The sequence below is a fragment of the Laedolimicola intestinihominis genome (assembly GCF_040096155.1).
In the GTDB taxonomy this organism is placed as follows: Bacteria; Bacillota; Clostridia; order Lachnospirales; family Lachnospiraceae; genus Laedolimicola; species Laedolimicola intestinihominis.
Genome location: NZ_JBBMFE010000016.1, coordinates 66,792 through 77,912 on the forward strand (window position 1 = coordinate 66,792; position 11,121 = coordinate 77,912).

Here is an 11,121-nt window from a genome sequence, read left to right on the forward strand (position 1 = left end):
ATTAAAAACATGCTGAAAAATCCGCAAAAAACTCACGGAAACTCCGAAAAAGTCCTTGCTTTCAGGGAAAATCTATGTTATAGTATTACCTCGTGATATATTATTAAAATTCCTTGTTTCCCCCATAGTGAGGAAGCCAGAGACCAAAAGGAGGAAAAGCATGAACAAGTATGAATTAGCATTAGTTGTGAATGCAAAGGCAGAGGATGACGTCAGAACCGCTACCGTAGAGAAAGCGAAAGAGTATATCGCTCGTTACGGCGGTGTAGTGACAGAGGTGGAAGATTGGGGCAAGAAGCGTCTTGCTTACGATATCCAGCACATGAGAGAAGCGTACTACTACTTCATCCAGTTTGACGCTGACGCAACCTGCCCGGCAGAGGTGGAGAAGCACGTTCGTATCATGGAGAATGTCATCCGCTATCTGTGTGTTCGCAAAGACGCATAGAGACAAGGTTTTTAACCGAAAAAGTGGAGGATTGTTGGTATGAATAAAGTAATTTTAATGGGACGTTTAACCCGTGACCCGGATGTTCGCTACTCACAGGGTGAGAATGCGAGCGCATTTGCGAGATATACACTGGCAGTAGACAGAAGATTCAGGAGAGACGGAGAGGCAACCGCTGATTTCATCGGCTGTGTGGCATTCGGACGTCAGGCTGAGTTTGCTGAGAAGTATCTGCGTCAGGGCACGAAAATTGCGATTACCGGACGTATCCAGACCGGCAGCTACACGAATCGTGACGGACAGAAGGTCTACACCACAGACGTGGTTGTAGAGGAACAGGAATTCGCGGAGAGCAAGGCAGCAGCAGGCGAGCACGCAGGCGGCTTCCAGCCCCAGAATCATTCCAATCCGTTCCAGTCTGCACCGGCTCCTTCCGCAGCAGCGGGAGATGGATTCATGAACATCCCGGATGGCATCGACGAAGAATTACCGTTTAACTAACAATCGTGGAACAGAGATAAGAGTATAATAGGAGGTAAAAGCCATGGCTTACACAAAATCCGATAGAGGCGACGCTCCCATGAGACGTAGAGGCATGGGACGTAGAAGAAAGAAAGTCTGCGTATTCTGCGGCAAAGAGAATAACGAGATTAACTACAAGGATGTAGCGAAATTAAAGAGATACGTATCTGAGAGAGGAAAAATCCTTCCCAGAAGAATCACAGGAAACTGTGCAAAGCACCAGAGAGCTCTGACTGTAGCTATCAAGAGAGCACGTCACATTTCCCTGATGCCGTACGTAATGGACTAATCCGTTTACGGGAATCAGACCCCGCAGTCAAATTGGCTGCGGGGTTTTGCTATGAAAGAGGAAACTACATGATTCAAAAGAAAAAACTGAATCAGTTTTATATAGAACAATACGAGCGGGCAGGCCGCAAAAAGCCCAAGAAGCCGGTAAAAGAAGCGGGTATGCAGGCGCGCACCGCCAAGATTCAGAAGACACTCCGAAGCGCCCGCCCCGGTCAGATCAACATTCGTACCTTGGAGGAGCTGCACCGCCAGCTGAAGAACATGGCCTCCTACGCCTATCGCAGAAATAAGGAAGAACTGCTCAAAAGCCTGAATGAAGAAATGCTGCCGAGACTTATGGAACTTGATCTGGGCATGCTGTTGACCGAGCAGAAAGAAGGCCTGAACGGCGAATTCCTGGCCTGGGTACGCCGTACCATGCCCTGCGCCATCTGCCAGGAGCCTATGTTCACCCTGTACCCGAAATTTCGTCAGTATAAGGTGAAAAATAAAATCCTGGAGCTGGTTCCGGCCAGACCGGAGATGGAGTTCGCGGAGGTGCGGGAGCTGGCGCGACATTTTATTTTGCATATCGGCCCAACTAACAGTGGCAAAACCTTTCAGGCGCTGGAGCGGCTGAGACAGGCGAAAAACGGAACCTATCTGGGACCCCTTCGTCTGCTGGCCCTGGAGGTGTACGAGCAGATGCACGGCGCCGGAGTGCCCTGCACCATGCGGACTGGGCAGGAGTGCATCGAGGAAGAAAACAGCAGAGTGACGGCTTCTACCATCGAAATGGCTGATTTTGATGAAAACTATGACATTGCAGTCATTGACGAAGCGCAGCTGGTGGCAGATACGGACCGGGGGCATTCCTGGACGAAAGCGATCTTAGGGTTACGGGCAGAGGAGATTCATATCTGTATGAGCCCGGCTGCGGAGCAGGTAGTCTGTCATCTGATTCAGCTCTGCGACGATACCTTTGAGGTGCGAAGATATGAGCGCAAAACCGAGCTGGTTTGCGAGGACAGGCCCTTTGCCTTCCCGGATGATGTACAGGAGGGCGACGCGCTGATCGCATTTTCCAAGAAATCAGTTCTGGATGTGGCCGGACGGTTGGAGGAAGCGGGTATCGCGTCCAGCGTTATCTATGGAAGCCTGCCGCCGGAGATCCGCCGCCGACAGACCCGGATGTTCAATGAGGGCATGACTAAGGTGGCGGTAGCTACAGATGCCATCGGCATGGGACTGAATCTGCCGGTGCGTCGGATTGTCTTTATGCAGACAGACAAATTCGACGGCGTCAGCCGACGTCCCTTAAGGATTCCGGAGGTCAAGCAGATAGCAGGCCGGGCGGGGCGCTTCGGCATCTACGACAAGGGCTGTGTGAGCGCCCTGGGCGAGCGGGAGCTGGAATACATCCGTACTCTGTACCGGGCGGATGAGGAACCGCTGACCGAGGTGAACTTAGGATTTCCGCAGGTACTGCTGGATATTGACGCGCCGCTGGATGAACTGATGAAGATCTGGTACTCCGTTACTCCATCGGAGCCCTTCGTCAAAGAGAACATCGACGAGGCTCTGTACCTCTACGAGCAGGCGAAACGTTACAAGAACCAGATTGACGGCTTTGAGAACAAGCATCTTATATACAAGATGATCACCTGCCCTATCGACATCAAGGATCGCCGGGTTGTTATGCTCTGGCTGGATTACTGCAGAACCTACACGGCGGATGTGTCCCTGGAGAAACCGGCTTTCTACCGCGACCGCAAGGGCGGCATCGCCCAGTACGAGACCTATTACAAACAGCTGGACTTGTACTATCAGTTCTCACGCCGCATGCAGAAGGAGCTGGACGAGGAATGGCTGGCCAAGCAGCGGGAAAAGACGGAGATGCGGATTATGAGTTATCTGACCCGCGGCAAACAGAATTATATCGCACGCTGCAAATACTGCGGCAGGCTGCTGCCGCTGGGCTCACCGTTCCAGGTGTGTGACGACTGCTTTGGGAAGCGCTGAGGCGCTTCCTTTTTTGTACTGTAAATTAGGCAGAAAGGCAAAAAAATTACAGATTGTATTTGGAAAAAGACAAGAAGAGACAAAATTAATACAGGTTATAGTATAGATGAAGTTGTACTATAAATAGCGTTAAAAATGCAACAAACATAGCTGGGAAATGGTAAAAAGTCACAAAATGACGAGGAAAAGCACGGAAAAGGGAGAGATAAATTGGGTAATATAACCATATGTTACGGATAAATGTTAAAAAACAACAAGACAAAACGATTAAAATAATACAACTTAGAAGATTTATTTTGCTGTATTCTATTGCAAGTTTTTGACAGCCTGCATATAATAAAGTCATCAACAAGGTTACGGACATAACCCAAAAGGAAAAAACAAAACAGGGAGGAAAAAACATGAACAAGCTTTTTAAAAAAGTGACTGCCACAGCACTGGCAGCAACCATGGTTCTGGGAATGACAGCCTGCGGCGGTTCCAAGGACACTACAACAGCAGACAGCTCCAGCTCAGCAGCAACTGAGACTCCGGCAGCGGCAACAGACAACAAGGACATCAAGATTGGCGTTTCCATCTGGTCCTCTACCGACGTACTCGGTTCCCAGTGTAAGCTGATTCTGGACGAGGCAGCAAAGGCACTGGGCGTTCAGGTACAGTATGTTGACCAGGGACATGTATCCGAGAAGGTTACCGCTTCCGTAGAGCAGCTGGTAGCAGCAGGATGCCAGGGTATTATCATCTGCAACTCTTCTGATACAGAGATGACCTCCGCAATCAAGACCTGTAACGACAACAAAGTATATCTGGCACAGTTCTTCCGTGTCATCAGCAAGGACAACAGCGCAGACATCTACCAGATGGCTACCGATTCCGCTTACTACATTGGCGCAGTTCACGAGGACGAGCCGGCCAATGGCGAGGCACTGGTAAATATCCTTCTTGAGAAGGGCGACAGAAACATTGGTCTGATTGGCTGGGAGCAGGGAGATGCAACTTGGCTTGGAAGATGGGAAGGCTACAAAGCAGGCGTTGAGAAATGGAACGAGGCGAACCCGGATGACAAGGCTACCCTGTCTGAGCCGCAGTACGCAGGAACAACCTCTGAGGGCGGTTCCAAGGCAGCAGAGGCTCTGATGGCAGCAGACCCGAACCTGGATGCACTGATTCCGGCAGGCGGCGGCGGAGACCCGCTTCAGGGCGCAATCGCAGCTGTAGAGCGTGCAGGCAAGACTCAGGACATCGACATCGTATCCACAGACTTCCTTCCGGACCTGGGAGAGAGACTTGAGAACGGTTCCATGGCTGGTGAGTCCGGCGGACATTACTGCGACCCGCTTATCGCGTTCATGATGGTTTACAACGCAATCAAGGGTAACTACACAGATTTCGCAGGCAAGTTTGAGGACGTTCCGTTCCCGTACCTGTATGTATCATCTGCAGATGACTACAAGGCATACGAGCAGTACTTTGTAGACCAGCTTCCGTACACAGACGAAGAGCTTGTAGCTATGTCTGAGCTGGATCTGGCAGGACTGAAGGAAGCAGCTGCTAAGGTATCTATCGAGGATGCAGCAGCACGTGCAGGCAAATAAATTCTAAGGGCTTAGAGTTTGTAGGAGCCGGTGTCGCGCGGCGATACCGGCTCCTATTATCAAAAAAATGAGGTAAAGAGTATGGGTTCTAAAAAGCTGTCGGGAAGTACAAAGGGTTATCTGATTCTGTTAGGTCTGATTGTACTTTCCTGGGGTATCTTTAAAGTACTGTCACCGCATAACTTCGGTTCCGCAGCCAACATGCTGAACTACTTTCAGGCCAGCCTGATTGCGACCGTAGGCGCGGTTGGATTCTATTTCGTAATGGTAATGGGAATGTTCGATTTCTCCATCGGAGCGAACATCATGCTTTCCGCTATCGTGGGATGCGTATTTGCAACAAAGTTTAATCTGGGTTATGTGGGCCTGATTGCAGGCTGCATTATCTGCGGCGCTATCGTAGGCGTGCTGAACGGTATCTTCTATGTAAAGCTCCGTATCCCGTCCATGATTGTTACCACCGGTCTGGCTCTGATTTACGAGTCCATCGCCAACTATATCGCAGGCGGCGTGGAGCAGACCCTTCCGGCAAACCTTCGAATGTTCGGACAGATGCCGGGCGACATCATCTTGGCAGTTCTGGCCTGTGTGGTAGCTTACATCTTCCTGAACTACACCAAAATCGGAACATATACATACGCCATCGGAAGCAACGAGTTCGTTGCCAAGAACATGGGTATTGATGTAAATAAATACAAAGTCCTGGCATTCATCCTGAGCGGTGCGTTCCTGGGCGTCATGGCAATCCTGACCATCAGCTATGGCTCTTCCATGGTGGCCGTTACCGGTATGGCTTCCATGAGCCGTAACTTCGTACCGACCATGGGCTGCTTCTTCGGTCTGGCGTTTAAGAAATACGGTATGCCGCTGCAGGCCATTGTCATTGGTGAGTTTGTCATCAATATTATTTTCTTCGGTTTTATCGCTCTGGGCGCACCGACTGCTATCCAGGACGTTATCACCGGTCTGGCACTGCTGATTATCATCACCCTGACTACCAAGGTAACCAAGGGCGAAATCGTGAAGTAATCCAAGGAGGAGAATGCAATGAGTGAAGTAAGATTACAGGTTAAAAATCTTTGCAAGTCCTTCGGTATTACGAAGGCGGTACAGAATGTATCATTTAATGTAAATAAAGGCGAGGTTCACGCGCTGATTGGTGAGAACGGATCCGGTAAATCCACACTGACCAACATGCTGACCGGCATCTACAGCATCGACAGCGGTACCTTCGTACTGGATGGAAAAGAAATTCATCCGAAGAACCAGGTGGAAGCCAATGAAGAGGGCGTATCCATCATCGTACAGGAGCTGGGAACTCTGTCCGGCCTGACCGTAGCGGAAAATATTTTCCTGGGCCATGAGGACCGTTTCGTACACTTCGGAATCAAGAATACAAATGCCATGAACAAAGAGGCCACCGAACTTCTTCATAAATACGGTTTCGACAGAATTAAGGCCTCTGATATCATTGATAATTACAATTTCGAGGACAGAAAGCTGGTTGAGATTGTAAAGGCAACCTATTTTGATCCCAAGATCGTAGTCATCGACGAAACCACCACAGCTCTTTCCCAGGAAGGACGTGAGGAGCTGTATAAGCACATGAACCGTATCCGTGAGAGCGGCAATACCGTTATCTTCATCTCCCATGACCTTCCGGAGATTCTGGATAAATCCGACACCATCACCATCCTGCGTGACGGTGTATACATTGACACCGTAAAGAGTGCGGATGTGACCGAGGACGACCTGAAGCGCCTGATGGTAGGCCGTGAGGTAACCGGAGATTACTACCGTGCGGACTACGGCGAGAAGGTATCCGACGAAGTAGTTCTTTCCGTAAAAGATGTGACGGTTCCGGGACTCATTGAGGATGTATCCTTCGACCTGCATAAGGGTGAAATCCTGGGCTTCGGCGGACTGTCCGAGTCCGGTATGCATGAGATTGGAAAAGCCATCTTCGGCGCTTCCTATGACAGAACGGGTAAGGTAGTTCTGGCGGACGGAACCGAGATCAACGATATCCCGACTGCAATTAAACACAGTATCGCGTATACTTCCAAGGATCGTGACAATGAGTCCGTAGTCCTGAATCAGAGCATCGGTGATAACATCTGTCTGCCCTCGCTGGATGAGCTGGCTGGTAAAACCCACATGCTCAGCGATAAGAAGCTGAAGGAGTTCTCCAACAAGTTCGCGAAGCAGATGTCCGTCAAGATGGTCAATGTGGACCAGTTTGTATCCGATCTGTCCGGCGGTAATAAGCAGAAGGTTGTACTGGCCAGATGGATTGGAAAGGATTCCGACATCGTCGTGCTGGACAGCCCCACACGAGGCATTGATATTAAGGTAAAACAGGATATCTATCAGCTGATGAATCAGATGAGAAAGAACGGAAAATCCATTATTATGATTTCCGAGGAGCTGATGGAGCTAATTGGTATGTGTGACCGTATCGTAATCATGAAAGACGGCAAGATCAGCGGCGAACTGGAGAGAAGCAAGCAGCTGGATGAGAACAGCCTGATTACGATGATGGTATAAGGAGGCAGTTATGGAGAATCAAGTAAAGACAAACACAGAACAGAAAGAGCAGCAGCTCAAAAAATTATCCAAAATGTCGATGATCCGCGCCCTTCTGCCGATTGCAGGACTGGTTGTAGTATTCCTGGTATTCAACGTTCTGACCAACTTCAGAATGATGAACAATATGTCCCTTGTACTTTCACAGGTATATGTTACAATGATTGCGGCAACAGGCGTATTTTTCATCATGACCATGGGCGGCCTGGATTTTTCGCAGGGTTCTATCCTGGGTATCGCATCCATCGTAGTATGTATGCTTTCCAAAATCAGCATTCCGCTGGCTATCGTAGGCGGTATCGCTGCAGGCGCGGCTATCGGAGCCATCAACGGATACTTCTATGTATGCCGTAAAATTAAATCATTCATCGTAACGATTTGTACCATGTTCCTGTTCAGAGGCTTTATCAAGTATCTGACCACCAATGCGCCGGTCACAGGCTCAGCGCTGCTCATCAATTATGACAGCACAGCACTGAAGGTTATCTGCACCGTAGTGGTTCTGGTTATCGGCTTTGTACTGTTCCGTTTCACCAAATTCGGAACCTATCTGAAAGCCATCGGAGCAGGTGAGAAGGCAGCTATGTTCTCCGGTATCCGTACCGACAGAATGAAGTTCCTCATTTATGTATTGGCAGGCGCCATCACAGGTTTTGCGGCATTCATTAACGTTATTAAGGTAGGTTCTGTAACCTCTTCCGGCGGAAATCAGCTGGAGACACAGATTCTGATTGCGCTGGTACTGGGCGGCATGCCGATCTCCGGCGGCGCGAAGGTAAGATTTGAGAATATTATTGTAGGTTCTCTGCTTTACATCGTGCTGAACAGCGGACTGACTATGATGGGCTTCTCCACGCAGATGATGCAGCTGATTCAGGGTGTTGTATTCCTGGTATTCGTGGCTGTATTCGCGGACCGTCAGTCTCTGCAGGTTATCAAATAAATCATTACGACGGAAATACGAGACAAAAGGCGGGGGACAGATATGTCAAAAAAAGGAAGCGCGCACAGCCAGGATCTGCTGAAATATCAGAAATTATATAACTGGTGCAGAACGCTGATTACCAGCGGAGTAATCAAAAATAAGGATAAATTCCCATCGGAAAATATCCTGCAGAAAAAGTTCGGTTATTCCAGACAGACTGTGCGGACGGCGCTGAATCAGCTTGAGGAGGACGGTCTGATCGTCCGCGTCAAGGGAAGCGGAACCTATGTATCTTATGAAAATAAAAATGAGGATAAGGGAAAGCCGCGGGTTGGACTGATTCTGAGCTATTTTTCCGATTATCTGTTCCCGAGAGTATACGACGGAATTGAATCCGTCATGACGGAAAAGGGTTATGAAATTGATGTGGCGGTGACGAAAAACCGTCTGAATGATGAGGCTATGTATCTGGAAGGGCTGCTCTCCAGCAATCTTTCCGGGCTCATCATAGAGGGAACGCGTTCCAGCTTCCCCAACCCGAATATCCGTCTCTACAATGAGATTCGAAAGAGAAACATACCGACTCTGTTCATCCATAATCACTATCCGAACCAGAAGTTTGACAGTGTGGAAATGTCGGATGCCCGGGCGGGCTACGAGGCAGCGAAAATTCTGATTCAGAACGGCCACCGGAGAATCGGAGGCATTTTCAAATACGATGATATGCAGGGGATGGAACGCTATAAGGGTTTCATTGAGTGCCTGTCGGATTATGGCGTAAAGTTTGACGACGATTGGATTCGCTGGTATTCCACCAAGGATATGGAGGAGAAGCTGAGCAAGAAGGGGCTGATGCGGATGTACCGCAGAACCAAGGACTGCACGGCAATGATTCTCTATAACGACGAGGTGGCCGAGCACTATATGGAATTCCTGGAGGACAGAGGTCTGAAGGTGCCGGATGATATGTCACTGATTTCTTTCGATGACGCGGAGCTGGCCCAGAGCGGGGATGTGAAGGTGTTATCGGTCATCCATCCCAAATACAATCTGGGACGTGTCACAGCACGGAATCTGCTCCGCATGATGGAGGATCCGGACTGGCAGAAAAAAAACTATTCTCACCGTTTCCCGGTTACGTTTAACGACGGAAATTCGGTCAGGGATATACGCGGCCAGGATTAAACCCTGACGCGCGGGAACATGAAAGTTGGTAAATATTTCAGGAGGTAAAGAGAAATGAAAAAACTTTATTTTGTAGTGGGTTCTCAGGATCTGTACGGCGAAGAGTGCCTGAAGCAGGTAGCGGCAGACGCCCGTGAGATGGCAGAGTTCCTGAATGAGAAGCTGGAAGGAATCGCGGCAGTGGAAGTACTTCCCACCGTAGAGACTTCTGAGATTTGTATCGAGGATATGCGTAAAGCGTCCTGTGACGATGACTGCATCGGCGTCATTACCTGGATGCACACCTTCTCCCCGGCCAAGATGTGGATCAAGGGACTGCAGGAGCTTAGAAAGCCCATGCTTCACCTGCACACACAGGCCAATGAGAAGCTTCCGTATGACGATATCGATATGGACTTTATGAACCTGAACCAGGCAGCACACGGCGACCGTGAGTTTGGCTTCATCGTAGCAAGAATGGGTATTCCCCATGAGGTGGTTGCAGGATACTATAAGCATGACGACGTAGTAGCGAAGATCAAGAGATTCGCGCAGGTAGCAAAGGCTATCAACTACTCCAAGTCCCTGAAGGTAGCTTCCTTCGGAAATAACATGAGACATGTGGCAGTTACCGACGGCGATCGTGTAGAGAGCCAGATCAAATATGGCTGGGAGTGCAACTACTATGCGCTGGGCGATGTGGTAGACATCATCAATGAGGTAACAGAAGAAGAAATCGACGCGAAGATGAAGGAGTATACGGATAAGTATACCATGAAGACAGACCGCATTGATTCTGTTCGCGAGCAGGCAAAATACGAGGTTGGCTTCGAGAAGTTCCTGAAAGAGAACGGCATCGGCGCATTTGCGGACACCTTCCAGGATCTGCACGGCCTGAAGCAGCTTCCGGGTATCGCGGCACAGAACCTGATGGGCAAGGGCGTTGGCTTCGGACCGGAGGGAGATTATAAGATTGCAGCTCTGTCCGCAGTTCTGATGCAGATGGCAGAGGGACGCGAGGGAGCAACCGGTTTCATCGAGGACTACACCTATGACCTGACCGAGGGTCAGGAGCTGGAGCTGGCTTCCCATATGCTGGAGGTTCCGGTAGCCTTTGCTGCTACAAAGCCGGAGATCGACGTGCTTCCGCTTGGTATCGGCGGAAAAGAGGATCCAGCAAGACTGATCTTTGACGGTGTAACCGGAGACGGAATCCAGGTAACCATGGTAGACATGGGCGACCGCTTCCGCATCATCTGCGCGGACATCGAGCTTGTAAAACAGCCGAAGCCCATGCCGAAGCTGCCGGTAGCCAGAATTATGTACCGTCATAAACCGAACTTCGCCATCGGTACCGCAGCATGGTGCTACGCAGGCGGCGCTCACCACTCCGTAGTATCCACCGCGCTGACCAGAGACGACATTGCCATGTTCGCCCGCCTGACCGGCACCGAGCTTGTCACCATTGGTGAAGACACCACAGAAGCAGATCTTCAGAAATTTTTCATGAAATAAATAACAGGCAATACGATTAGAACCCATATTGCAGGAAACGCCGCCGGATCCGGGAGGATTCGGCGGCGTTTCTG

Annotated in this window: 10 protein-coding genes; all 10 read left to right on the forward strand. The window is 49.8% G+C overall.

Going from position 1 to position 11,121, the window contains the following annotated elements; all coding sequences use genetic code 11:
* Positions 1–160 precede the first annotated feature (160 nt).
* The 10 genes from rpsF (at position 161) to araA (ending at position 11,047) form a co-directional block, all read left to right on the forward strand.
* Positions 161–448, forward strand: coding sequence for a 30S ribosomal protein S6 (rpsF, locus tag WMO29_RS14390; protein WP_158365092.1), 288 nt, complete (start codon positions 161–163; stop codon positions 446–448).
* A gap of 39 nt (positions 449–487) precedes the next feature.
* Positions 488–949, forward strand: coding sequence for a single-stranded DNA-binding protein (locus tag WMO29_RS14395; RefSeq protein ID WP_178038383.1), 462 nt, complete (start codon positions 488–490; stop codon positions 947–949).
* A 43-nt stretch (positions 950–992) separates the two neighbouring features.
* The gene (gene rpsR, locus WMO29_RS14400; protein WP_158365090.1) at positions 993–1,259 is read left to right on the forward strand and encodes a 30S ribosomal protein S18; all 267 of its coding nucleotides are present in this window, start codon (positions 993–995) and stop codon (positions 1,257–1,259) included.
* 68 nt (positions 1,260–1,327) lie between these two features.
* A complete protein-coding gene (locus tag WMO29_RS14405) occupies positions 1,328–3,262 on the forward strand; it encodes an SUV3 family DEAD/DEAH box RNA helicase (protein WP_349165258.1) in 1,935 nt (644 codons plus the stop codon).
* Between the two features lie 401 nt (positions 3,263–3,663).
* Positions 3,664–4,857 carry a substrate-binding domain-containing protein gene (locus WMO29_RS14410; protein WP_178038382.1) on the forward strand — a complete coding sequence of 398 codons (1,194 nt, stop codon included), beginning with the start codon at positions 3,664–3,666 and terminating at the stop codon, positions 4,855–4,857.
* 81 nt (positions 4,858–4,938) lie between these two features.
* Positions 4,939–5,886: an ABC transporter permease gene (locus tag WMO29_RS14415; RefSeq protein ID WP_349165259.1), complete on the forward strand. Its 948-nt coding sequence runs from the start codon at positions 4,939–4,941 to the stop codon at positions 5,884–5,886.
* Positions 5,887–5,904: 18 nt separating this feature from the next.
* The gene (locus WMO29_RS14420; RefSeq protein ID WP_349165260.1) at positions 5,905–7,404 is read left to right on the forward strand and encodes a sugar ABC transporter ATP-binding protein; all 1,500 of its coding nucleotides are present in this window, start codon (positions 5,905–5,907) and stop codon (positions 7,402–7,404) included.
* A 10-nt stretch (positions 7,405–7,414) separates the two neighbouring features.
* Positions 7,415–8,386, forward strand: coding sequence for an ABC transporter permease (locus WMO29_RS14425; protein ID WP_178038379.1), 972 nt, complete (start codon positions 7,415–7,417; stop codon positions 8,384–8,386).
* A gap of 42 nt (positions 8,387–8,428) precedes the next feature.
* Positions 8,429–9,553, forward strand: a complete 1,125-nt coding sequence (locus WMO29_RS14430; protein WP_349165261.1) for a GntR family transcriptional regulator — start codon at positions 8,429–8,431, stop codon at positions 9,551–9,553.
* Positions 9,554–9,607: 54 nt separating this feature from the next.
* Positions 9,608–11,047: an L-arabinose isomerase gene (araA, locus tag WMO29_RS14435; protein ID WP_178038377.1), complete on the forward strand. Its 1,440-nt coding sequence runs from the start codon at positions 9,608–9,610 to the stop codon at positions 11,045–11,047.
* The last annotated feature ends 74 nt before the right edge of the window (positions 11,048–11,121 follow it).